This window comes from Streptosporangium sp. NPDC001681, from assembly GCF_040298085.1.
In the GTDB taxonomy this organism is placed as follows: Bacteria; Actinomycetota; Actinomycetes; order Streptosporangiales; family Streptosporangiaceae; genus Streptosporangium.
The window spans coordinates 84,675-107,800 of the sequence record NZ_JBEOZN010000004.1 but is presented as its reverse complement, the minus strand read 5'-3'; the positions used below and the strand labels follow the sequence as shown (position 1 = coordinate 107,800).

The 23,126-nt window shown below is 70.6% G+C and carries 20 protein-coding genes; 6 read left to right on the top strand and 14 right to left on the bottom strand.

The features are described from left to right. Nucleotides 1-491: 491 nt before the first annotated feature. From ABT130_RS02885 to ABT130_RS02860, 6 genes are all read right to left on the bottom strand, one after another. Nucleotides 492-1,136, bottom strand: a complete 645-nt coding sequence (locus ABT130_RS02885; protein WP_350952294.1) for a response regulator — start codon at nt 1,134-1,136, stop codon at nt 492-494. After that, a complete protein-coding gene (locus tag ABT130_RS02880; protein ID WP_350952292.1) occupies nt 1,127-2,275 on the bottom strand; it encodes a sensor histidine kinase in 1,149 nt (382 codons plus the stop codon). The genes ABT130_RS02885 and ABT130_RS02880 overlap by 10 nt, the downstream gene beginning before the upstream one ends. A 10-nt stretch (nt 2,276-2,285) precedes the next feature. After that, nucleotides 2,286-3,083 (bottom strand): ABC transporter permease, encoded by a 798-nt coding sequence (locus tag ABT130_RS02875; protein ID WP_350952290.1) that lies wholly within the window; start codon nt 3,081-3,083, stop codon nt 2,286-2,288. Nucleotides 3,084-3,085: 2 nt separating this feature from the next. Beyond that, nucleotides 3,086-4,000, bottom strand: a complete 915-nt coding sequence (locus tag ABT130_RS02870; RefSeq protein WP_350952288.1) for an ATP-binding cassette domain-containing protein — start codon at nt 3,998-4,000, stop codon at nt 3,086-3,088. A 429-nt stretch (nt 4,001-4,429) separates the two neighbouring features. Next, nucleotides 4,430-5,335 (bottom strand): SDR family oxidoreductase, encoded by a 906-nt coding sequence (locus ABT130_RS02865; protein ID WP_350952286.1) that lies wholly within the window; start codon nt 5,333-5,335, stop codon nt 4,430-4,432. 44 nt (nt 5,336-5,379) lie between these two features. Next, complete coding sequence (locus ABT130_RS02860) at nt 5,380-6,309, bottom strand: SDR family oxidoreductase (protein ID WP_502992054.1); 930 nt, start codon at nt 6,307-6,309, stop codon at nt 5,380-5,382. Nucleotides 6,310-6,446: 137 nt separating this feature from the next. On the opposite strand from ABT130_RS02860, the gene ABT130_RS02855 reads away from it, so the two are divergent. From ABT130_RS02855 to ABT130_RS02840, 4 genes are all read left to right on the top strand, one after another. Beyond that, on the top strand, nt 6,447-7,247 hold the full coding sequence (locus ABT130_RS02855) for an enoyl-CoA hydratase family protein (protein ID WP_350952284.1): 801 nt from the start codon (nt 6,447-6,449) through the stop codon (nt 7,245-7,247). A 152-nt stretch (nt 7,248-7,399) separates the two neighbouring features. Further along, nucleotides 7,400-8,245 carry a CoA transferase subunit A gene (locus tag ABT130_RS02850; RefSeq protein WP_350952370.1) on the top strand — a complete coding sequence of 282 codons (846 nt, stop codon included), beginning with the start codon at nt 7,400-7,402 and terminating at the stop codon, nt 8,243-8,245. Continuing rightward, nucleotides 8,242-9,006: a CoA-transferase subunit beta gene (locus ABT130_RS02845; RefSeq protein WP_350952283.1), complete on the top strand. Its 765-nt coding sequence runs from the start codon at nt 8,242-8,244 to the stop codon at nt 9,004-9,006. The genes ABT130_RS02850 and ABT130_RS02845 overlap by 4 nt, the downstream gene beginning before the upstream one ends. A gap of 168 nt (nt 9,007-9,174) precedes the next feature. Then, a complete protein-coding gene (locus ABT130_RS02840; RefSeq protein ID WP_350952281.1) occupies nt 9,175-10,293 on the top strand; it encodes an NAD(P)H-dependent flavin oxidoreductase in 1,119 nt (372 codons plus the stop codon). Nucleotides 10,294-10,543: 250 nt separating this feature from the next. Here the strand turns inward: ABT130_RS02840 and ABT130_RS02835 are convergent, their stop codons facing one another. The 5 genes from ABT130_RS02835 to ABT130_RS02815 form a co-directional block, all read right to left on the bottom strand. Further along, nucleotides 10,544-11,245, bottom strand: coding sequence for a pentapeptide repeat-containing protein (locus ABT130_RS02835; protein ID WP_350952279.1), 702 nt, complete (start codon nt 11,243-11,245; stop codon nt 10,544-10,546). Nucleotides 11,246-11,341: 96 nt separating this feature from the next. Next, a complete protein-coding gene (locus tag ABT130_RS02830; RefSeq protein WP_350952277.1) occupies nt 11,342-12,862 on the bottom strand; it encodes a glycoside hydrolase family 3 protein in 1,521 nt (506 codons plus the stop codon). Between the two features lie 526 nt (nt 12,863-13,388). Then, nucleotides 13,389-15,536, bottom strand: a complete 2,148-nt coding sequence (helR, locus tag ABT130_RS02825; protein WP_350952275.1) for an RNA polymerase recycling motor ATPase HelR — start codon at nt 15,534-15,536, stop codon at nt 13,389-13,391. Between the two features lie 188 nt (nt 15,537-15,724). Beyond that, nucleotides 15,725-16,960, bottom strand: a complete 1,236-nt coding sequence (locus ABT130_RS02820; RefSeq protein WP_350952273.1) for a glycosyltransferase — start codon at nt 16,958-16,960, stop codon at nt 15,725-15,727. Nucleotides 16,961-17,302: 342 nt separating this feature from the next. Further along, nucleotides 17,303-18,454 (bottom strand): acetyl-CoA C-acetyltransferase, encoded by a 1,152-nt coding sequence (locus ABT130_RS02815; protein WP_350912874.1) that lies wholly within the window; start codon nt 18,452-18,454, stop codon nt 17,303-17,305. Nucleotides 18,455-18,578: 124 nt separating this feature from the next. On the opposite strand from ABT130_RS02815, the gene ABT130_RS02810 reads away from it, so the two are divergent. Together ABT130_RS02810 and ABT130_RS02805 are read left to right on the top strand one after the other, a co-directional pair. Beyond that, a complete protein-coding gene (locus ABT130_RS02810; RefSeq protein WP_350912872.1) occupies nt 18,579-19,268 on the top strand; it encodes a TetR/AcrR family transcriptional regulator in 690 nt (229 codons plus the stop codon). Between the two features lie 87 nt (nt 19,269-19,355). Further along, on the top strand, nt 19,356-20,048 hold the full coding sequence (locus tag ABT130_RS02805; protein WP_350952271.1) for a DNA alkylation repair protein: 693 nt from the start codon (nt 19,356-19,358) through the stop codon (nt 20,046-20,048). A gap of 133 nt (nt 20,049-20,181) precedes the next feature. Here the strand turns inward: ABT130_RS02805 and ABT130_RS02800 are convergent, their stop codons facing one another. The 3 genes from ABT130_RS02800 to ABT130_RS02790 form a co-directional block, all read right to left on the bottom strand. Then, nucleotides 20,182-21,054 carry a chitosanase gene (locus ABT130_RS02800; protein WP_350952269.1) on the bottom strand — a complete coding sequence of 291 codons (873 nt, stop codon included), beginning with the start codon at nt 21,052-21,054 and terminating at the stop codon, nt 20,182-20,184. A gap of 183 nt (nt 21,055-21,237) precedes the next feature. Beyond that, nucleotides 21,238-22,149, bottom strand: a complete 912-nt coding sequence (locus ABT130_RS02795) for a carbohydrate ABC transporter permease (RefSeq protein ID WP_051751340.1) — start codon at nt 22,147-22,149, stop codon at nt 21,238-21,240. After that, the gene (locus ABT130_RS02790; RefSeq protein WP_350952267.1) at nt 22,149-23,051 is read right to left on the bottom strand and encodes a carbohydrate ABC transporter permease; all 903 of its coding nucleotides are present in this window, start codon (nt 23,049-23,051) and stop codon (nt 22,149-22,151) included. Before ABT130_RS02790 ends, ABT130_RS02795 begins: the two co-directional genes overlap by 1 nt. Nucleotides 23,052-23,126: the final 75 nt, after the last annotated feature.

Sequence of the window (23,126 nt, the reverse complement as noted above, 5' to 3'; positions counted from 1 at the left end):
GCTCACAAAAGCGTCCCCGACGACGATTCGCCGGCGCCCGCGGTGACCGAGGCACCGCGGGCACAGCCTCGATGACCGGTCTATCGGCGTGGTGGCCAAGTGGAACGCCAGTAAGTTCCAAGATGATCTCAATACAACGGTGGCGTGAGCGATGACATTCATCCCCTGAGTAGACGTGAGGGGCCCATACCACCACCGGAACCCGGCATGAAGCCTGAAGTTCCCCTGGACACCTCTCTCCCGGACGTGTGCGTGCACCAGAAGATGTGTTTCGCAATCCTGGTCCAGGGGGCCCGAAATGTTCGTGGCATGGGTCTTCTACGCCCTGTGGCGCCTTCTGCGGCGCCTCCTGCGTCGCTAGGTTGAGGGTCCAGGAGGAATTGGACGCAACCGCCCCCTAGGAGACGCGTGTCTCTCCGACACAGCGCAGGGTCGATGCCGTGAGGACCGGCGAGACATGAGAAACGCTCGACCGGCGACCGGCCGGGCCTTCAGCCGTCGAGGTAGCGCAGGATGGCCAGCACCCTGCGGCTGTAGCCGGGGTCGCGGGGTAGGTCGAGCTTGTCCATGATGGCGTTGATGTGCTTTTCGACGGTGCTGAGCGACACGTGCAGGCGTTCGGCGATCGCCGCGTTGACGTAGCCCTGCGCGAGGTGTCGCAGCACCTCCGTCTCGCGCCTGCTCAGCCTGCTCAACGGGTCGGCGTGGGTGGTGCGGGCGAGCAGCTGGCGGACCACCTCCGGGTCGAAGACCGTGCCGCCGGCGCGTACCCGCTCCAGCGAGTCCAGGAAGTCGGCGACCTCCGAGACCCGGTCCTTGAGCAGGTAGCCCAGCCCTTCGGTGTTTCCCGCGAGGAGCGTGGCCGCGTACGTCTTCTCCACGTACTGGGACAGCACGAGGACCCCGACGTCCGGCCGATGTTCGCGGATCTCCAGTGCTGCCCGCAGCCCCTCGTCGGTGTGCGTGGGGGGCATGCGTACGTCGATCACGGCCACGTCCGGCGGGTGCCGCCGGATGGCGTCGAGCAGCGCCCGCGCGTCGCCGACGGCGGCGAGGACCTCGTGCCCGGCGTCGTTCAGCAGCCGGATCAGGCCCTCGCGGAGCAGCACGGAATCGTCGGCCAGGATCAGTCGCACGGCGTGTCCTTCGGCAGCGTCGTGGCGATCTTGGTGGGGCCGCCTGCCGGACTGTCGACGGTGAACACTCCGTCGAGCGCCAGGACTCGCCTGGCCAGCCCGGAGAGCCCTCCCCCCGAGGGGTCCGCGCCGCCCCTGCCGTCGTCCGAGATCGCCACGCTCACCGTCCGCTCGTCCTCTGTCAGCATGACCAGGATGTCACGGGCTCCCGCGTGCTTGATCGCGTTGGTGATCGCCTCACGGGCGGTGAAGTACAGGGCGGTCTCGACCTCGGAGACGGGCCGGTCGGCCAGCCCGTAGTGCACGGTCACCGGCATGCTCGACCGCTCGGCGATGCCCGCGAGCGCGGCGCGCAGGCCCAGCTCGTCGAGTGCGGTCGGATAGATCCGCCAGGCCACGCTGCGTAACTCGTCGAGGAGCTGGCGCGACTCGGTGTATGCCTGGCCCACCAGCTCGGCGGTCCTGGCCTGGTCGGGGCTGTGCTGGGCGCGGCCGAGCAGCATGGCCAGCGCCACCCCCCGTTGCTGCACGCCGTCGTGCAGGTCGCGCTCGATCCTGCGCCGTTCGTCGTCGACGGCCCGGATGATGCCCGCGCGGGTCGCGGTCAGTTCGGCGATGCGCCTGCGCATCAGCTCCTGCCTGCCCGGTCCGAGGAAGTGGTCGGCCAGCCGCCGTTCGGCCGCTCCCACGGCGAGGACCCCGAGCGTCACCAGGGCCAGTAGCGCCCCCGCGCTGGTCAGCCCGAGGATCCCGCTGGTGGTGACCAGCTTCACGCCGGGCAGGTTCACCGGCACCGCCTCGGACTCACCCCAGAGCAGGTCCCACAGCCCTCCGAACAGGAGCAGGCCACCAAGGAACAGACCCGCCGCGCAGCCGTACCCGCCCACCACGCCCAGGGCGGCGCGGGCGGTGAGAAAGCCGTAGCCGCCGGCCGTCCGCGTCGTGTCGTGGCCCAGCCACCTGGCCAGCCGGGCCCGTTCGAGTGCCATCAGCCGGGCCAGGCCCCGGTCGGCGACGGGCCGCGTGGCCGCGATCAGGGAAGCAGGCCAGGCCAGGCAGAGGAAGGCCAGCTCGACGACCCCGAGGACCATGCCCGCGAGTACCCCCACCAGGGTGCGCGCGGCACAGTTAGCTGACACGGCCCGAAGTCTAGGCATCACGCCGGCGCAGCACGACATGGCCGGCCGCCACCGCCGCCACCGTCCATGCCAGCAGCCAGAGCAGACCTTCTCCCGCCCCGTAGGGCATCGGGCCGCCGGTCAGGTTGTCGGTACTGCCCATGAAGGCCAGACCGGCGAACAGCGGCATGCGCAGGGACACCTCCAACGCCGCCGGAACACCCGTCATCAGCAGCATCAGCGGCAGGCCCATCAGCAGCATGAACACCACGGTCAGGGTGCCCGCCGCACTGCGCACCGCGGTGCCCAGGCCGAGCGTCATCACCGATACCAGGGCAAAGAAGACACCGACTCTCAGCAGGTCGAGCGCGACCTCGGCGGGCGGCAGCGCCACATAGCCGCCGAACAGGTCGGCGGACAGCACCGTGTAGACGACCGCGGTGGCCACGGCCCCGGACAGCACTCCGACGGCGAACATCACCGGCCCCACCACCAGCGCCTTCGCGGCGATCACCCGGCCGCGGATCGGCGTGGCCTGCAGCGTGCTCCGGATGCTGCCCGACGCGTATTCCGAGGTGATCACCAGCATCGCCAGCGCGACCAGTGCGAACTGGGCGAACGACGTCGCCGAGATCACCGGCTCGCTCGCCGGAAAGCGGGTTCCGCCACCCTCGGCACGGAGCATGTCCGTGGCCGTCGCCCCGCCCAGCGTCAGCGCGCTCATCACCATGAGCACCATCGCGCCGGCCAGGCACCACCAGGTGGAGCGGACCGACCACAGCTTCGCCCACTCCGCGCCGACCGCCTGGCCCAACTCTCTGGTCCGCATGTTCATACTCCCGCTTCCCGTGTGCCGTACTCCACGCTGCTCGCGGTCAGCTCCTGATATGCCTGCTCCAGCGAGGCCTCGCGGGTACGCAGCTCGTGCAGCCGGATGCCCGCCTCGTACGCCAGGTCGCCGACCCGCTCGATCGTGGCGCCGGTGGCGACGAGCTCGTTCTCGCCGAGCCGTTCCACCGTGATCCCGGCGCCGTTCAGCCGTACGGACAGGTCGGCCGCGTGCGGGGTGCGGACGACCACGGCGGTCGGGGAGTTGCGCCCGATGACCTCCGCCAGCGGCGCGTCCATGATGAGCCGTCCCCTGCCGATCACCACCAGATGGTCGGCGGTGAGCTGCATCTCGCTCATCAGGTGGCTGGAGACGAACACCGTGCGGCCCTCCTCGGCCAGCGAGCGCATCAGGTGGCGCACCCAGCGCACGCCGTCGAGGTCCAGACCGTTGACCGGTTCGTCGAACATCAGCACCTCCGGGTCGCCCAGTAACGCGCCCGCGATACCGAGCCGCTGGCTCATTCCCAGCGACAGCCCACCGGCCCGCTTACCCGCCGCATCCGCCATCCCGACCTGCTCCAGGACCTCCGTCACCCGGCTCCGCGTGATGCCGTTGCTGCGCGCCAGCGCCCGCAGATGCGCATGCCCGCTACGCCCGGGATGCAGCGCCCGTGCGTCCAGCATCGCGCCCACCGTCCGCAGCGGGTTCCTGATCTCGTGGTACGGCACACCGCCGATCAGCGCCGTGCCCGCAGTGGGGCGGTCGAGCCCGAGGATCAGGCGCATCGTCGTCGATTTTCCTGCCCCGTTCGGCCCGAGGAAGCCCGTGACCGTGCCGGGCCTCACGTCCAACGACAGGTCGTCGACGACCATCCGGTCACCGTAGCGTTTGCACAAACCCTGGAGACTGATCACGTCGGCCAACGCTAGGCAACCGACGGTCACGGCCACCATGGAGGCGAACCTCCGACTTCAATGGCGGGAAACCGTAAAGACCTGTGTCTCGATACGCACCCCTTCAGAGGGTGTGCGGATGATCTGACAAGCCGAGCGGCTGAGAGCGCCAGGCGGGTCGCCTCATCAGGCGGAGGCCGGGCTGCACCGCTGGACCGGAGACCACGGGGCGTCGTACTGCCGCGCGCCAGGGTCAGTCGTCCTCCTCGGAGACGAAGCCCAGGATCCGCTCCATCACGAGATCCGGCCGATCCATCGGCAGTGCGTGCCCCGTCCACGATGTGCTTCGGCCGCCGCCGTCCAGGCGCCGGGGCGCGAGCAGGTCTACTTACCCGGAGGACATGAGCCGAGCGCTCGTCTCTCGTCAAAGGCCGCGGCCCGGCCCGGTGACTATGCCCCGTAGACCGGCTCGGGGCCGGGGGCCTCGGTGAGGAGTTCGGCGACGGCGTCGCCGATGTCGGCCGGGTTCCAGCGGGCGCCCCGGTCGACGCGGGGGCCGTGGCGCCAGCCGTCGGCGAGGGAGATGACGCCGCCCTCCACCTCGAAGACCCGGCCGGTGACGTGCCCGGAGGCGGCCGAGCCGAGCCAGGTCACCAGGGGGGCGATGTTGGCCGGGTGCATGGCGTCGAAGCCGTCCTCGGGTCTGGCCATCATGGTGGCGAAGACCTCCTCGGTCATCCGGGTGCGGGCGGCCGGGGCGATCGCGTTCACCGTGACGCCGTAGCGGCCGAGTTCGGCGGCGGCGACCTGGGTGAGCGCGACGATGCCGGCCTTGGCCGCGGAGTAGTTGCCCTGGGCGACGCTGCCGAGCAGTCCGGCCCCCGAGGAGGTGTTGATCACTCGGGCGTCCACCGGGTCGCCCGCCTTCGAGCGTTCCCGCCAGTGCGCGCCCGCGTGCCGGAGCGGCAGGAAGTGGCCCTTGAGGTGGACCCGGATCACGTCGTCCCACTCCTGCTCGGTCATCGAGACCAACATCCGGTCACGGACGAATCCGGCGTTGTTCACCAGTACGTCCAGCCGCCCGAAGGCGCTCAGCGCCGTCTTGACCAGCCGGTCGGCGCCGCCCCAGTCGGTGACGTCGTCGTTGTTGGCGACGGCCCGGCCGCCCAGGGCGTGGATCTCCTCGACCACCCGCAGCGCCGGGTCGCCCGACCGCCCGTCCCCCTCGCGGCCGGTGCCGAGGTCGTTGACCACGACCCTGGCCCCCTGCCGGGCGAACTCCAGGGCGTGCTCCCTGCCGATGCCGCGCCCGGCACCGGTCACGATCACCACGCGCCCGTCACAGATCCCACCCATGCCAGGGCTCCTTTCATCGTGATCATGCAGAGTTTCCCGGCTGTTCACCCGTCGTGTCCAGATGCGATCTCCCGCCAGGCGGGGATCTCGCCACCGCCGTGCACCGCGATCTCCGCGCCGGTCACGTAGCCGGGGACCGCCAGCCACAGGCACACCCCGGCCACGTCGGCGGGGAGGGCCATCCGGCCTGCGGGAACGGCGGCGCCCATCCGCGCGACCCCGTCGGGGCCGCCGTAGTGGTCTGCCGAGTCCTCCGTCTCGGCGAGGCCGACGACCACCGTGTTGACCCGCACCCGCGGCGCCCACTCGGCGGCGAGGCAGGCGGCCAGGTGGTGCAGGCCCGCCTTCGCCGCGCCGTACGCGGAGGTGCCCGGGGAGGGGCGGGTACCGCTGGAGCTGCCGATCATGATGACCGAGCCGCCGGAGGCGGCGAGCAGGGGGTGCGCGCGCTGCGCGACCAGCAGCGGGGCGATCAGGTTGAGCTCCACGATCCGGGCGTGCAGCCGCGGGGAGGTTCCGGCCAGGAGCGCGTACGGCGAGCCTCCGGCGTTGTTGACCACCGTGTCGAGCCTCCCGTACCGTTCCTCGACCTCGGTGACCAGCCGGTCCACGTCCGCCGTGTCGCGCACGTCGGCCGGGACGAACGCGAGGCCCTCGGGCAGGGCCTCCGGCTTCCTGCGGGCGCACACGACCACCTCGGCTCCGGCGGCCAGGAACGCGTCGGCGATACCCGCGCCGAGCCCCCTGGTGCCACCGGTCACCAGCACGACCGATCCGGTGTGGTCGTAGCGAACCCGGCCGGGTACTCCGCCGCTTCCACGAGCCTCGGCGTCCACCTCGCCACGAGAGCCCGTCGCGCCGTCCACCCCGGCCGCGCGATCCGCATCGCCCTCAGCGTTCACGGCGCTCGCCTCCTCGCCCTCGTCCTCGAAGCGGTCGCCCGGGGGAGTCTCCGGAAGACCGACCGCCGTCACATGCCCTCCCAGGTGGGCCGGCCGAGCCTCGAACCGGCCACCGGGATGCCTCCCGGAAGGTCGCCGGGCGACCCCCTGTGTCCGGCTGTCGCGTGCTACCGTACCAAGCAAGCGTTAGGTGCGAACAGTGAGGCGCGATGAGAATCACCCTTCACGGCGGCGGAGCGGTCGCCGAGGTCGTAGTGGACGTGCCACCGGTCAACGCGTTACCCGTCTCCGGCTGGTTCGAGCTGGCCGAGGCCGTCCAGGAGGCCGGGCACGCGCCCGAGACCCGCGTCGTGGTGCTGCGCGCGGAGGGGCGAGGGTTCAACGCCGGGGTGGACGTCAAGGAGATGCAGGCCACCACCGGGCACGCCGCGCTGGTCGGCGCCAACCGCGGATGCTTCGCGGCGTTCGCGGCGGTCTACGAGTGCGAGGTCCCGGTGATCGCCGCCGTGCACGGTTTCTGCCTCGGTGGCGGGGTCGGGCTGGCGGGCAACGCCGACATCGTGGTGGCCTCCGACGACGCCTACTTCGGCCTGCCCGAGGTGGACCGGGGCGCGCTCGGCGCGGCCACCCACCTGGCCAGGCTGGTCCCCCAGCATCTGATGCGGGCCATGGTCTACACGTGCCGCACCGTCACCGCCGCCGAACTGCACGCCTTCGGCTCGGTGCTGGAGGTCGTGCCCCGCGACCGGCTACGCGAGACCGCCTTCGAGGTCGCCGCCCAGATCGCCGGAAAGGACCCCTACGTCATCCGGCGGGCCAAGGAGTCGCTGAACGGCATCGACCCGGTCGATGTCAGGCGCAGCTACCGGTTCGAGCAGGGCTTCACCTTCGAACTCAACCTGATGGGCTCCGGTGACAGACATCGCGACGCGTTCATCGCGAGAAGCAATGGCTCTGCGAGTCGGGAGCCGTCCGGCACATCGCCGGCTGGAGAGGCGGACCGCCGGTGAGCGAGGAACGAAGCCGCCCGCGCAGTGAGGGAGAAGCGGTGAGCGACCAGTGAGCCCGAAGCGAACCCGACGCAGCGAGCGGAGCGGTCGGCTGAGGAACGAAGCCGCCCGCGCAGCGAGTGAGGAGCGGTGAGCGACCAGTGAGCAAGATCATGTCCATTGACGGCGTCGTCGGGGAACTGCGCAGTGGGATGACCGTCGGGATCGGCGGCTGGGGATCGCGTCGCAAACCGATGGCGCTGGTCCGGGCGATCTGCCGGTCCTCTCTGGAAGACCTGACGGTCGTCTCGTACGGCGGCCCCGACGTCGGCCTGCTGTGCGCGTACGGCAAGGTCGCCCGGGTGGTCGCCCCGTTCGTGTCGCTCGACTCGATCCCCCTCGAACCGCACTTCCGGACCGCCAGGCAGGCCGGGACCGTGAAGTTCACCGAGTACGACGAGAGCATGTTCATGTTCGGCCTGCTCGCGGCGGCGCACCGGCTGCCGTTCCTGCCGACCCGCGCCGGGCTCGGCTCGGATGTGATGCGGGTCAACCCCGAGCTGCGGACCGTACGGTCGCCCTACGCCGGAGGCGAGGAACTCGTCGCCGTCCCCGCGCTGACCCTGGACGTCGCGCTCGTCCACCTCAACCGGGCCGACCAGCGCGGCAACGCCCAGTATCTCGGCCCCGACCCCTACTTCGACGACCTCTACGCCAAGGCGGCCGAGCGCTGCTACGTCTCCTGCGAGCGCGTGGTGGACACCGCCGACCTGCTCAAGGAGGGGCCGGTCCAGTCTCTGCTGATCAGCCGGTCCATGGTGACCGGCGTGGTGGAGACCCCCGGCGGTGCCCATTTCACCACCTGCGAGCCCGACTACGGCCGCGACGAGGCGTTCCAGAAGGCGTACGCGAGCGCCGCCACCGGCCCCGAGACGTGGCGGGCCTTCACCGGCCGTTACCTGTCCGGGGACGAGGCCGCCTACCAGGAGGCCGTACGCCAGTTTCGGGAGGAATCATGAGCGTGACCGTCGCCACGCGGGCCGAGGTGTGCGTCGTCGCCTGTGCCGAGGCGTTCAGGGGGGACGGGGAGATCCTGGCCGCGGGCATCGGCGGCGCGATCACCGTGCTGGCCGCCCGGCTGGCCCGGCTCACCTTCGAGCCCGACCTCATCACGCACGACGGGCTGTGCCTGCTGACCGGCGACGTGCCGCCGCTGGGACAGAGTCCACAGGTCGTCGAGGGCTGGCTGCCGTTCCGGGACCACCTGTGGCTGGTGCTCAACGGCAGGCGGCACGTCATGCTGGGAGCCAGCCAGATCGACCGGTACGGCAACAGCAACATCTCCTGCATCGGTGACTGGTCCCGGCCGAAGTCCCAGCTCCTGGGCGTGCGCGGGGTGCCGGGCAACACCGTGTGCTGCCCGACCAGCTACTGGGTCCCCCGGCACTCGACCCGGGTGTTCGTACCGCGGGTGGACATGGTCAGCGGCGTCGGCCACGACCGCGCGGCCGAGGCGGGGCCGAGCACCCAACGCCACCACGACCTGCGCCGGGTGGTCACCGACCTGGCGGTGCTGGACTTCCAGAGCCCCGACCACTCGATGCGCCTGGCCTCGGTCCACCCCGGCGTCACCGTGGACGAGGTCGTGGCGGCGACCGGCTTCCCGCTGGCCGTCACCGGCGACGTCCCCGAGACCCGGCAGCCGACCGGCGAGGAACTCCGCGTCCTGCGCGAGGTCCTCGACCCCGGCTCACTCCGCGACCGCGAGATCCCCGCCTGACCTCCTCCCCACCGCCGGAACCGGGGCTTCCATCCCGCACGGACCCTGCCGGTCGATTCGTCCTCGATCTTCGCGACCTGGGTGTCCCGCATCGGATGACGAGACCGGCAGAGTCCTCGCCGGCCGGACTTCCCGCCTCACCGCCGGCCGCCCGTCAGGAGAACTCCCATGACCTCGTACTCCGGACCCGTCCCGGACCCGCCGGGACCCGTGACCGGCACGTCCGCACCGCGCAAGGAGCCGCCGGGGCTGGTGACCCGGCTCACCGAGATGGTCGGCTGCCGCCACCCCGTCGTGCAGACCGGCATGGGCTACGTGGCCGGGGCTCGGCTGGCCGCCGCCACCTCCGCCGCCGGAGGTCTGGGCGTCATCGCGGCGGCCACCATGCCCGTCGAGCAGATGACCGCCGCGATCCGGTCGGTCAAGGAGCGCACCGACGCGCCCTTCGGGGTGAACATCCGCTCCGACGCCGACGACGCCGGCGAGCGGATCGACGTCATGATCCGCGAAGGCGTACGGGTCGCGTCGTTCGCGCTGGCCCCCAAGCGCGAGCTGATCGCCCGGCTCAAGGACGCCGGGGTGCTGACGATCCCCTCGGTCGGCGCGCGCCGGCACGCCGAGAAGGTCGCCGCCTGGGGCGTGGACGCGGTGATCGTGCAGGGCGGTGAGGGCGGCGGGCACACCGGGGCCGTCCCCACCACCGTGCTGCTCCCCCAGGTCGTGGACGCGGTGGACATCCCGGTGATCGCGGCGGGCGGGTTCTGCGACGGGCGCGGGCTGGTCGCCGCCCTGTCGTACGGCGCCTGCGGGGTCGCGATGGGCACCCGCTTCCTGCTGACCTCGGACTCCACGGTCGGCGACGAGGTGAAGAAGGTCTACCTCGGCACCGCCGAGACGGTGGTCACCACGCGGGTGGACGGCGTTCCGCACCGCGTGCTGCGCACCCCGTTCGTCGACTCGCTCGAACGCTCGCGCCTGCGACTGCTCCGCGCGGTCGCCAACGGGGCCAGGTTCAAGCGGCTGTCCGGCATGTCGTGGGCGGCGATGATCCGCGAAGGCCGCCGGATGCGGCATGGCCGGGACCTGACCTGGGCCCAGGTGCTCCAGGCGGCCAACACCCCGATGCTGCTCAAGGCCGCCATGGTGGACGGGCGCGCGGACCTCGGCGTCATGGCCTCCGGGCAGGTCGTCGGGCTGATCGACGACCTGCCGTCCTGCGCGGAGCTGATCGACCGGATCATGTGGGAGGCGCACGCCGTGCTGGACCGCCTGGGCCGGACGCCTTGATCCTGACGGTCTCGGCCCGGTGGGCCGGCCGCAACGAACCGGTCGAGGCGACTCCGCTGCTCCCTCCACCGGGCAGGCGGCGGGCAGGCTCTGACCGCTTCGAACACCGGAACCGTGACAGGGCAGCGATTCACCTGCCGGGCAGGCCCCGCCGAACACCCTGAAGCCGACGTGGCGGAGTGGGCGTGGCAGGCCGAGCAGGATCGGCGGGCCGGGTTCTGCGTGCCTCCGCGGGGCCCCGGTCGTCGGGTCAGTTCACGGTGAGACCCCGGGAGGCGAGGATCAGGGCGGCCTGGGACGGGCTGATGATCGCTCCGCGCAGCGATCGGAGCCGGATGTCGTCGACCTCGCCGAGGTCCAGGCCGCGCAGGTCGGCCATGGTGAAGACGGTGTCGACGGTGCGGGCGCCGATCATGCGGCAGTCCTCGAACACGGCATTGGTGAAGTCGCAGCTCGACAGGTTGGCCTCGTCGAGACGGGTGCCCCGCAGGTGGGCGCCTCGGAACGAGCAGCCGATCAGGTCGGCCAGCATCAGGTTGGAACCGTCGAACCGGTAGCCGATGCCCCGGCAGCCTGTCAGCACCGCGCCGATCATGCGGCAGCCGGTGAAGACGACGTCGGTGAGCAGTGCCCGCCCGAAGTTCGCGCCAGACAGGTCGACGTCGGTGAAGGCCGCGTCGACGAGTTCGGCGTTCGCGAACCTGAGCCCCGCTCCCCCGCCGCCGGAGAAACGCGCCCCGTCCAGATCCGTACGGCGGAAGTCGGCCCGCTCCAGCACGCATCCCTCGAACGAGGCCCCCACCAGCGACGCCCCGCTGAAGTCGGCGCCGGTGAGGTCACACTCCTTGAAAACGTAGGGTCCCTCGCCGGTCAGATGATCGCCGAGCGAGAGCCTCGCCAGATCGGCCCCGTTGATCTCCCGCTGGTCCGCCAGCAACCGTGCCACATCCATCCGGCGATTCAAGCAGCCCGCCCCGACAGAATCACCGCGCCGTACGCCCCCGCAGGAAGGAGCCGGGCGTCGGGCGACGCTCGCGCCGTACGCCGGTCAGGTCCCGTTCTCGTCTCCGGCGAGGAGTTCGGCGGCCGCCTGGCCGCAGACGCGGGCGGATCCGTGGGTGGCGATGTGCACGGCGCCGAGGTCGGATCGGCCGGGCAGGCCCATCTCGACCACGACGGCGTCGGAGCGGGCGGCCAGCAGGTGCCGGAGCGCGTCGGTCTGCCAGGGGTGGCGGTGCGCGTCGCGGACGACGATGACCAGGGGGCGCCCGGCCGCGGTGGCGAGTACGGTCTCGATGGCGCTCCCGGTGGCGGTGGAGGCGTCCAGCCGGGTGACCGTGGTGCCGGGGAGGAGCTTGCCGAGCGGCTCGCCGACGCCCCAGGGGGTGTCCTTCTCGATGGCGAGGTTCATCTCGGGGGCGAGTTCGGCGACGTGCGGTGGTGCGGACAGCGGGAAGGCCACGGTCGCGGATCGGCGGGTGACCCGCAGCGCGCGCCGGGCCGCGGCCAGGCCGATCGACGCGTCGCCGGAACCGCCGGAGGCGGCGCGCGCGGGCGTGTCCCGGTGGGTGGTCGCGGTCCAGAGGGCGAGCTCGCGGACGCGGCGGGCGGCGTCGGCCAGCCGTTCCTCGGAGAGCCTGCCCTCGATCACGGCGTCCGCGATCGCGTCACGGACCGCGATCGCGGTCTCCTCTCCGGCGTGCTCGCCGCCCACGCAGATCGCGTCGGCGCCCGCGGCGACGGCGAGGGCCGAGGCGCCGCCGATGCCGTACGGGCCGGAGACCGCGGTCATCTCGATGCCGTCGGTGACGATGACGCCTTCGAAGCCCAGCTCGACCCTGAGCAGGTCGTGCAGGACCCGGCGGCTGAGCGTGGCGGCCATCACCGGGTCCAGGGCGGAGACGAGCAGGTGGCCGGTCATGACCGTGCGCACCCCCTGCTCGACGGCCGCGCGGAAGGGCCGCAGCGCCACGTCGCGCAACTCCCCCGCGGTGGCGGCGACGAGCGGCACGCCGTGGTGGGAGTCGACCGAGGTGTCGCCGTGGCCGGGGAAGTGCTTGGCGCAGGCCGCCACGCCCGCCGACTGCATGCCCCGGATCCAGGCCACGGTGTGCCTGGCGACGAGATCGGGGTCCGCGCCGAAGGAGCGCAGGCCGATGACCGGGTTGTCGGGGTTGGAGTTCACATCCGCCGAGGGGGCGAAGTTGAGGTTGACGCCCGCCAGGGCCAGGTCACGGCCGAGGTCGGCGGCGATCTCCTCGGTGAGGCCGGTGTCGTCGACCACGCCGAGGGCGAAGTTGCCCGGCCGGGTGCTCCCGCCGGCCGCCTCCAGGCGGGTGACCTCGCCCGACTCCTCGTCGATGCCGACGAGGACCTGGGGATTCTCCTCGCGGAGCGCGGCGGTGAGGTCGGCGACCTGGGAGGGGGTGGCGATGTTCCTGGAGAAGAGCACCACCCCGGCCAGTCCTTCACCGAGTCTGCGCCGCACCCAGTCGGGCGGGGCCTTGCCCTCGAAACCGGGAAGGACGACGGTCTCCGCCAGACGGAGCAGCTCTGGGCCGCGCTTCATTCACCACTCCTCGCCTGACGACCGGTCGGCGTCCCATGCCGAAGGCGCGCAGACCCCACGTTGTCCAGAACCTCCGGGGAAAGCGCTCCCACGGCGGCTTGGCGCAAATCTAATAGGAAAGTTTCCTAATTGCTAGTGGGCTGACCATTGGCCTTCGAGTAAAGCTTTACCGGGCCTCGACGAGGACGAGTCAAAGATCGGCCGACACGAAGCCTGGGCGCGACGTGACGGGTACCCGATGCCGCGCGATACCTCCGGTGTCGCCGGGCACCCGTGGACGAGGCGCTTTCCCCGGCTCGACGATCCCGCGTGGTTCACGCGGACACCGGCGGCCTTTCCCGGCTGATCGCGTCGAGCAGCAGCGTGGTGGCCACCGCCGCCCCGTCAGCATGGATCACGGCCCTCGCCCGTACGCGGGTCTCGGGGGCCGGGACCGTCCTGAGCGCGGCCGACAGGGACTCGATGGTGCGCCGGCGTCCAGGAGGGCCACCGACTCGGCCGGGAGCGGGCTTTCGTCCGGCCGATGTCAGGAGCTCGTGAGGATGACGAGTTGCCGGGTCGCTCGGGTCATCGCGACATAGCGGTCGACCGCTCCTTCGATGCCGTCGCCGAACGCCTCCGGGTCGATGAGGACGACCAGGTCGAACTCGAGCCCCTTCGACAGCTCCGGGGTCAGCGACCGGACGCGAGGCGTCGCCCGGAACGTGGGATCACCGATGACGCAGGCGGTCCCCTCGGCATGCGCGGCGAGCCAGGTGTCGAGGATCGAGCCCAGATCCGAAGCGGATCCGTGGACGACGGGGACGTCGCCGCTACGGATGGAGGTCGGCACGTTGGCGTCCGGGAGCACGGCCCGGATGACCGGTTCGGCCTCCGCCATGATCTCTTCCGGCGTCCGGTAGTTGACGGTCAGGGAGGCCAGGTTGATCCGGTCGAGCCCGATTCGCTCGAGCCGTTCCTGCCACGACTCCGTGAATCCGTGCCTGGCCTGGGCACGGTCCCCGACGATGGTGAAGCTCCGGGACGGGCAGCGGAGCAGCAACATCTGCCACTCCGCGTCGGTCAGTTCCTGAGCCTCGTCCACGACGATGTGCGCGAACGGGCCGGCGAGCAGGTCCGGGTCGAGGGTGGGCAGCTCGGACTCGTCAACCAGATTTCGCTGGAGGTCCTCTCGGCGCAGCTGTGTCACGAGGCCTTCGCCGTCGTCATCGGCCTCGATCAGGGCGTCGACGACCTGGGCCATGCGCTCGCGCTGGGCGGCGAGAGCGGCTTCCTGCCGACGCTTGTGACGTGACGCCTCCGGGTCGCCGAGCCGCTGCCGCGCCGCGTCCAGGAGCGGCAGGTCGGACACCGTCCAGGCCTGGGCGTCCGCGCGCTGTAGCGCCTGAACGTCGTCGCGGCTGAGCCAGGGAGCGCACTTCCGCAGGTAGGCGGGTACCGACCACAGGTCTCCGACGAGGTCGGCCGCTTCGATCAGCGGCCACGCGCGGTTGAAGGTCGTGAGCAACTCCCTGTCCTGCAGCAGCGACTTGCGGAGCAGATGAGCCGGGGCGTCGTCGTCGTGCTTGTCCATCAGGATCGTGAGCAGTTCCTCCCAGATCTGGTCGCGGGCCTCGTTGTGCGGAGTGCCGGGGTCCGGTGCTTCGAACGCCTCGGCCCAATCGTCGGCGCTCAGCCAGACGTCGGACCAGAGGGTGGTGACCGTCATCCCCTTGGTGGGCGGGTTCTCGTAGAACCTGACGGCAGGCTCGATCGCCTTCACCAGGTCCGCGGACGACTTCAGGCGGGCCACGTCCGGGTCGGCCTCGATCGCCGCTGCGGCTCCCTCGGCGACGAGATCCCGCAGGGTGCAGGTCTGCACACCCTCCTCTCCGAGGCTGGGGAGGACGTCGGCGACGTAGGCCAGGTAGGGCTGGTGCGGACCGACGAACAGCACGCCGCCCCGGTGGTGACCGAGGCGAGGGTCGGAGTAGAGGAGGTAGGCGGAGCGGTGCAGAGCGACGACGGTCTTCCCCGTACCCGGACCGCCGTCGACGACGAGAGCGCCGCGCGATCCCGCGCGGATGATGGCGTCCTGGTCGGCCTGGATGGTGCCGAGCACGTCTCGCATCCGGGCCGACCGGTTGCCGCCCAGGCTGGCGATGAAGGCGGACTGGTCGTCGAGCGCGGCGTGCCCTTCAAACCCGTCGGAGGTGAACACCTCGTCCCAGTAGTCACTGACCCGGCCGCGGGTCCAGCGATACCTGCGGCGGCTTGCCAGGCCCATCGGGTTGGCGTGGGTGGCTCCGAAGAACGGCTCGGCCGCGGGGGAGCGCCAGTCGAGCAGCAGCCGACGACCCGCGCTGTCCGTGAGGCCGAGTCGTCCGACGTACACGGGCTCGGAGTCGTCCGCGCCGACCATGTGTCCGAGGCACAGGTCCAAGCCGAAGCGACGCAGCGCGCGCAGGCGAGCGGTCAGCCGGTGGATCTCCAGGTCCCGGTCCACCGCCTGCCGGCCTTTGCCGCCGGGCGCCTTGCGCTCGGCATCGAGGCGGTCGGACAGGTCGGCGATCGACTGCTCGAGGCTCTCCGCGATGGCCGCGAAGTGCTGCTCGTCGCCGTCGATCAGCCTCGGGTCGGCCTTGGGGGCGAGGTGGTCGGGAAGGTCAAACGCGCTGGTGGTCAGCGGGTTCACGTCGTTGGCTCCGATCTGGGGTCGCTTGCGGCCATTGCGCGCGGCAAGGCGTCTGGACGAGCGTGACGAACCTGGTGGCCATGACGAGCAACGCTCCGCCTGACGTGGCCCCCGGCCGTTGCCGGTTCAGGTCGCCAGGGTTCGCAGGTTCTCGTGTTCCGGGTCCTGGATCGCCGATCCCGTGTGGTTCACGCGGACACCGGCGGCCTTTCCCGGCTGATCGCGTCGAGCAGCAGCGTCGCGGCCACCGTCGTCCCGTCGGTGCGGATCGTGCCGGCCACGGCCCTCGCCCGTGCCCGGGTCTCGGGGGCCAGGACCGTTCTGAGCGCGGCCGACAGGGACTTGACGGTCGGAGCCGGACCGTCGTGTGCCGCACCGATGCCCAGGCCGGCCACCCGGCCGGCCCAGTACGGCTGATCCGTCGCCTGGGGTACCACCACCTGAGGCGCGCCGGCCCGGGTGGCCGTCGTCGTCGTGCCCGCGCCGCCGTGATGCACGACGGCGGCCACCCGGCCGAACAGTGCCTGCTGGTTGACCTCGCCGACGACGAAGCAGTCGTCCCGGTCGTCGATCAGGGCCAGGTCCGCCCAGCCGTGGGAGACCACTACACGGTGGCCCTGCGCGCGGATCGCCTCGATGGCCACCCGGGCGGCGTCCTTCGACGCGCGCATGGGCATGCTGCCGAAGCCCACGTACACCGGTGGTGTGCCGGCGTCCAGGAACGTCACCAACTCGGCCTGAAGCGGGCGTTCGTCCGGCAGGATCCACGCGCCGGTCTGCACGACGTCGAGGTCCGGCGTCTCCTGCCACGGGTCCAGCGTCGGGTCCGTCGCCAGCCACGGCTGGTCGCCGATGACGTAGTCGCGAACGTTGTCCACCGGTGGCAGGCCGATCGACGCCCGGTTCGTGTTGAGCGCCGCACCGAACAGCGCGTTGACGCTCTGGGCGTCCAGCTCCCACAGCACCCGGTTGTCGGTCACGTCCGGCGGGAACGGCCGGCCCGGATACGCCAGCGGCGGGTGGTACGGCGACGGCAGGGTGATCTGCTGGAAGGCCACGAACACGGAGCGGATGCCCAGTTTCTCGGCCACCGACCGCGCGCCGGCCGCGGCCGGCATCATGCCGGTCGCCACCAACGCGTCACACCCCTCGGCCGCCGCGGTGACCGCGTCGAACTGGCCGGCGATCAACTCGGCCGCGCGCCGGGGCAGGTCCGCCGCCGACGGTGCCATAGTCGTCAGCGCGCGCGCCGACCGGCCGACCGGCACCAGCGGCACGTCGACACCGGCCAACCGCTGCGCGAAGTCCTCGTCCGGCGGCGCGCACACCCGCACCTCCGCGCCGAGTTCCCGCAACCGCACCGCGAGTCCCACCAGCGGTTCGACGTCCCCACGTGACCCATACGTCGACAACAACACTCGCATTTCGTATCCCCCGTTTCCGCAGGTTCTGGCCTCGGCCGACGATTCTGCGGCACGACCCGGGTCTTGTGGCAAGCCCCCCGGTGCGCTATACGTTGAGAGTGGAAAGGAGTGGGTACTCCCCTTTCCCCTCATCGACTGGGCCAGGAGAACACCGGCGCCGACTGCGGCAGGTGAGCGAAGGCGAACCCGACCGCACCCGGCATCCCACTCCACCGAACCGCCCCCGAGATCAGGAACACGCTCGAACGCCACACGCCCACTACCGACCGGTATACGGAGCTACCTGGCGGCTGTGGACACGTTCGGGAGCAGATCCCGGTGGGGCGGCCTCGCCGGAGGCGGTCAGAGCCGTTCGATGATCGTCACGTTGGCCTGGCCACCGCCCTCGCACATCGTCTGCAGCCCGTACCGGCCGCCGGTCCGCTCAAGCTCGTGCAGGAGCGAGGTCATCAGCCGGGCGCCGGTCGCGCCGAGCGGGTGGCCGAGGGCGATGGCACCGCCGTTGGGGTTGACCCGGCCGGGGTCGGCACCGGTCTCCTTCAGCCAGGCCAGCACGACGGGGGCGAACGCCTCGTTGATCTCGACGGCGTCGATGTCGCCGATCGTCATACCCGCCCTGCGCAAGGCGTACGCGGTGGCGGGGATCGGCGCGGAGAGCATCATGACGGGGTCGTCGCCGCGGGCGGAGATGTGGTGGATCCGGGCGCGCGGGGTCAGTCCGTGGGCCTTGACCGCCCGCTCGGAGGCGACGAGAAGCGCGGCCGCGCCGTCGGAGATCTGCGAGGAGAGCGCGGCGGTGAGCCTTCCCCCCTCGACCAGGGTCCTGAGCCCGGCCATCCGCTCCAGGCTGGTGTCACGGCGCGGGCCCTCGTCGGTGGAGACGCCCTCGTAGGGGACGATCTCGGCGGCGAAGCGACCCTCGTCGATCGCGCTGAGTGCCCGCCGGTGGGACCGGTACGCGAACTCCTCCATCTCAAGTCGCGATATATCCCATTTTTCGGCGATCATTTCGGCGCCCCGGAACTGGGACACCTCCTGTCCGCCGTACCGGGCCTGCCAGCCCTTGGAGCCCGCGAACGGGCTGTCGAAGCCGAGCGCCTGCCCGGCGGTCATGGCATAGCCGATCGGGACCCGGCTCATGTTCTGCACGCCACCGGCGACGATCAGGTCGGCGGTGCCCGACAGTACCGCCTGGGCGGCGAAGTGGAGTGCCTGCTGGGAGGAGCCGCACTGGCGGTCGACGGTGACGCCGGGCACCCCCTCGGGCAGCCCGGCGGCCAACCAGCAGGTACGGGCGATGTCGCCGGCCTGCGGGCCGACGGTGTCGACGCACCCGAACACGACGTCGTCCACGGCCTCGGGATCCACTCCGGTGCGCCCGACAAGCTCGCGGATGGCGTGGGCGCCCAGGTCGGCGGGGTGCGCGTCGGCGAGACCGCCGTTCCTGCGGCCCACCGGGGTACGGACCGCGCCGACGATGTATGCCTCGGTCATTGTCTGAATCCCTTCGGTCTTCACCTGGCGACAAGCGTAGCAAGCGCTTGGTTAAAAACAGAAGCCGCGATGAGCTGGCGCGTTTCGGTGAACAAGCGATTGCGCAAGGGTTCATAATGGGGGAGTGAACACGCGAAAGAACTCCGGCGGCGCGACCACGACCCCGGTCAAGCGCCAGGGTGGGACCAAGCGCGCGGCCGCATCCGGCCCGGCGTCAGAGCGCCGCGATCATCTCGTCAAACTCGCCGCCGAGCTCTTCGCCCGCAAGGGCTTCCAGGCGACCACCGTCCGGGAGATCGCCGAAGAGGCCGGCATCCTCTCCGGAAGCCTCTACCACCACTTCGACTCCAAGGAGACGATCGTCGACGAGGTGCTGACCACCTTCCTCGACGACCTCGTCGGCCGCTACCGCGCCGCCCTGGAACAGGACGGTGACTCCCGCACGATCCTCTCAGAGATGGTGCGCATCGGGTTCAGCACTCTGGAGCCCCACCGCGCGGCGATCACCGTCATGCAGAACGACTGGAACTACCTGCGCTCACTCCCCGGCGACCGCTTCGACTACCTGGTCAAGGCCGAGGACGAGGTCGAGCGGATGTGGGTCGGGCAGATCAAGCTCGGCCAGGCCGCTGGCCTGTTCCGCGCCGACGTCGATCCCAAGCTCACCTACCGCATGATCCGCGACACCATCTGGGTGGCGGTGCGCTGGTTCCGCCCGGGAGGACGCCTCAACACCGCGGGTCTCGCCGAGCACTACATCACCGTCCTGTTCGACGGCCTGGCGACCGGCGAGCGGAGCAGCCAGAAGGCTTGACACCCGTGAGCGGAACCCCGCGCGGAGAGCGACGCGGCCTGTGAGAATCAAGCCGTCCGCGAAGCGAACGGGAAGTGGTGGGCGAGCGTGGAGATACTGCAGAAGGCCGTGCGCATGGCACTCACCGAGGTGGCCGACCCCGCCAAGGCCCCGGTCATGCGGGCCTACATGAAGTCGGAGATGCCCTTCCTCGGGGTGCAGGCCGCACCTCGCCGCGCGGCGTTGAAGCGGGTGTTCACCGAGTACTACGTGGAGACGGCGCCCGCGTGGCGGGAGGCGACGCTGGCCCTGTGGCACGGGGCCGAGTACCGCGAGGAGCGCTACGCGGCGATCGAGCTGACCGGTTTCCGCCTCTACCGGGGCTTCCAGACGCTCGACGCGCTGCCGATGTACGAGGAGATGATCGTCACCGGAGCCTGGTGGGACTACGTCGACGACCTCGCCGTCCACCGCGTCGGCGGCCTGCTCGCGGCCTTCCCCGACACCATGCGCCCCCTCATGCTGCGCTGGGCCCGCGGCACCGACCTGTGGAAGCGCCGGACGGCCATCCTCTCCCAGAACCGTTTCAAGGCCGCCACCGACACCGGCCTGCTGTACGCCTGCATCGAGCCGAGCCTGTCGGACAACGACTTCTTCGCCCGCAAGGCGATCGGCTGGGCCCTGCGCGAGTACGCCAAGACCAACCCCGACGAGGTCGTCCGCTACGTCGACCACACCGGCATCAGCGGCCTGAGCCGCCGCGAGGCCCTGAAGAACCTCCCGGCGCGGCGTTCCGGGTGATCGCCCCTCCAGGACCTCCACTGTCGCGGATAGCCGACGATGTCTCCCGGTATTCGAGAGCGTCAACGACGCCGGCCAGGAATGTCGAGGCGGAGTGCCCCGGCGGGGTGGGGGCCGCCGGGGCTTGGCGGGGTCAGCTGATCTTGAAGGAGTCGCCGTAGACCTTCCAGGACAGCGGGGTGTCGAGGTCGAGGTTGCCCTTGTTGAGGAAGACCCGCTGGGCGGTGTCGACGCGGCTGGTGTCCTCGTGAGCCTCCTCGGCCTTCATGGCGACCTTGCGGGCGTCGAGGAAGGCGTGCAGGTACTTCGTCTCGTCGCCGCCCTGCGCGGGGGGCTTCGCCTTCTTCAGGGCGTTCTTGCGGATCGCGCTGAAGCTCTGCGGATTGGTGCCGTCGCCGTGCATGACGATGGCGTCGTAGTAGACGAACTGGCCGAGGGCGCGCAGGCCGTCCTTCTTTGCCTGGCTGACCGCGGGGTTGAAGTAGACCCGGTCACGCTCGTCGTGCTGGGCCTGCTGGAAGGCCGTGTCCTTGGCGGCGGTCTTCCAGTCCTTGGTGTAGTTCGGGTCGAGACCCTTGTGGGAGGCGGTGCCGTCGACCTTGCGCAGGGCGGGGAGATACCTGGCGAGCACGTTCCCCGGTTTGCGCCGGGCGTAGAGCTCGACAAGGTCGAGCATGTCGCCGGTTCCGGAGCAGAAGCCGATGATCCCGGCGGTGTAGCCGCGGCCGTCGCCGATGTCCTCGATGTACTTGTACTGCGCCTTCCAGTCCAGCGAGGAGTTCTCGGCGCTGGACACCAGCTGCATGGCGATGTCCTTCTTGCGCGGGTCGTTGAGGTCGGCCGCCGCGGAGTCGGCGACCAGCCCGGCGGGCGCGGCGGCGGGCGAGAGCGTGGCCGCGTGCCCGACGCCGGCGGGGGCGATCAGGGCCGGGACCGCGATCGCGGCCGAGGCCAGCAGGAGGCGCGGGGTGCGGCGGCCGAGGCGGGAGTTCGATGAGATGGACACGTGTCTCTCCAAGGGGATGGTGGAGGAACGATCTCTCCGATGACGGGACGCGGGCGGGGAGTATCTCGCTCGTTAGGAAACTTTCCTAACGAACCTAACCGCCAACAAGCCCCGCCAGTCAACCCGTTCGCACGAATCGAACCTCAAGGCTGCCTTATGAAAGCTTCAAAAGGCTCAAGCGGCCTACTTGAGCGCGCCCGCGGTGAGGCCCTTCTGGATCTGGCTCTGGAAGAGCGTGTAGACGATCATCATCGGCAGGATGGCCATGCTCAGCGCGGCGAACAGGGCCGACCAGTCGGCGTCGTAGCCGGCCGCCGTGGAGATGTCGGCGATGCCCTGGGTGAGCACCCATTTGTCCCTGTCCGAGGTGAGCAGCACCAGAGGCAGCTGGTACTGGTTCCACTGACCGAGCACGTTGAAGATGGTCACGCTGATGATGCCCGGCTTGGCCATCGGGAGCATGATCCGGAAGAAGACCCGGGCATGCGAGGCCCCGTCCACGAAGGCCGCCTCGGCCACCGCGCCCGGCAGCGTCCTGAAGAACGCGGCGAGGAAGAAGACCGTGAAGGGCAGCGAGTAGGCGATGTAGACCAGCACCAGCCCGCCGTGCGTGTTCAGGCCGATGAACCGGCCGATCACCGGAACCGTCCCCATGTTCTGCACGACGAAGAACAGCGGGGTCAGCGCCAGGTAGACCGGGAAGGCCAGGCCGGAGACGAACAGCAGATAGATCGCCCGGTTGCCGCGAAAGCGGTAGCGGGCCAGCACGTACGCGGCCATCGAGCCGAACAGCATCGTGCCGAAGGTGCCGAAGGCCACCACCACGATGCTGTTGATCATGTACTGGCCGATGTGCGCCTGCTCCCAGGCGCGAGCCCAGTTGTCGAAGCGGAGGGAGGCCGGCAGCGACCAGGCGTCACCGAAGATCTCGTCCTCGCTCTTCACCGAGGCGAGGAAGGTCCACACGATCGGCACGACGACCAGGACCGTCCAGACCAGCAGTGCGACGTGCGTCAGGGCCGACAGGGGGCCGAGCCGCCTCCTGCGCTCCTCGCGGGCCCAGGCCCGGCTCCGGGGAATCACGGCGTCCGCCACTAGAACTCGATCCGTTCACGTCGCGACAGGCGCAGGGCCAGTGTCGCGAACCCGATGGTGAAGAAGAACAGCACCACGCCCATCGCGGAGGCGTAGCCGAACTTGAAGTACTGGAAGGCGGTGCGGTAGATCTCCGCCGCCATCACGGTCGTGGAGTGGTCGGGCCCGCCGTGTTCCGCCGTCATCACCCACACGATGGCGAAGACGTCCAGCGCGGCGATGCCGAGGTAGACCCAGCCGACCTGGATCGTGTCCCAGAGCAGCGGCAGCGTGACCCGCAGGAACAGCTGCACCCTTCCCGCGCCGTCGATCGCCGCCGCCTCGAACAGGTCGCGGGGGATGGAGGAGATGCCGGCGGAGAAGAGCACGACGTAGAAACCGACGGCCTGCCAGACCAGCACGGCGAGAATCGACCAGAACGCGACCCTGGTGTCCGACAGGAAGCCGATCGGCTCGAACCCCAGGGCGATGAGCGGCGCGTTGAGCATCCCGCTGCGGTCGGGCCTGAAGACCTGCTGGAACAGTACGGCGACCACGGCGACGGCCAGCACCTGGGGGAAGAAGAACACCACCCGGTAGAACTTCGACCCCCAGATGCCCCCGGTGCCGCCCCGCCCGCCCGCGTTGAGCAGGAAGGCGAAGAGGAGCGCGATCCCCAGGGTCAGGACCGGCATCAGGACCAGCAGGATGAGGTTGTGACTGACGGCCTTCCAGAACACGTTGTCGGACAGGAGTCGCTGGAAGTTCTCCAGGCCCACCAGCCGCGGGCTCGCGTTCACCCCGCGCCAGTCGGTGAACGCGATGTAGAAGGCCTGCGCGTAGGGCGCGATCACGTAGATCACGTAGAGGGCCACCGGGATCACCAGGAATCCCGCGACGAACCGTGTCCTGCCGTGGTTCATGAGCGACTCGCCGTTCGGTGATCGGCCCGTCGCCGGGCGGGCCGGTGAACCGTGGACCTCAACGCGATCTCCTGC

Coding starts and splice junctions, on each gene's coding strand:
- ABT130_RS02835 (WP_350952279.1), bottom strand. CDS start 11,245: ATGGATGTGGCACGGTTGCTGGCGGACCAGCGGGAGATCAACGGGGCC.
- ABT130_RS02815 (WP_350912874.1), bottom strand. CDS start 18,454: ATGACCGAGGCATACATCGTCGGCGCGGTCCGTACCCCGGTGGGCCGC.
- ABT130_RS02850 (WP_350952370.1), top strand. CDS start 7,400: ATGTCCATTGACGGCGTCGTCGGGGAACTGCGCAGTGGGATGACCGTC.
- ABT130_RS02855 (WP_350952284.1), top strand. CDS start 6,447: ATGAGAATCACCCTTCACGGCGGCGGAGCGGTCGCCGAGGTCGTAGTG.
- ABT130_RS02830 (WP_350952277.1), bottom strand. CDS start 12,862: ATGAAGCGCGGCCCAGAGCTGCTCCGTCTGGCGGAGACCGTCGTCCTT.
- ABT130_RS02875 (WP_350952290.1), bottom strand. CDS start 3,083: ATGCGGACCAGAGAGTTGGGCCAGGCGGTCGGCGCGGAGTGGGCGAAG.
- ABT130_RS02865 (WP_350952286.1), bottom strand. CDS start 5,335: ATGGGTGGGATCTGTGACGGGCGCGTGGTGATCGTGACCGGTGCCGGG.
- ABT130_RS02840 (WP_350952281.1), top strand. CDS start 9,175: ATGACCTCGTACTCCGGACCCGTCCCGGACCCGCCGGGACCCGTGACC.
- ABT130_RS02845 (WP_350952283.1), top strand. CDS start 8,242: ATGAGCGTGACCGTCGCCACGCGGGCCGAGGTGTGCGTCGTCGCCTGT.
- ABT130_RS02820 (WP_350952273.1), bottom strand. CDS start 16,960: ATGCGAGTGTTGTTGTCGACGTATGGGTCACGTGGGGACGTCGAACCG.
- ABT130_RS02790 (WP_350952267.1), bottom strand. CDS start 23,051: ATGAACCACGGCAGGACACGGTTCGTCGCGGGATTCCTGGTGATCCCG.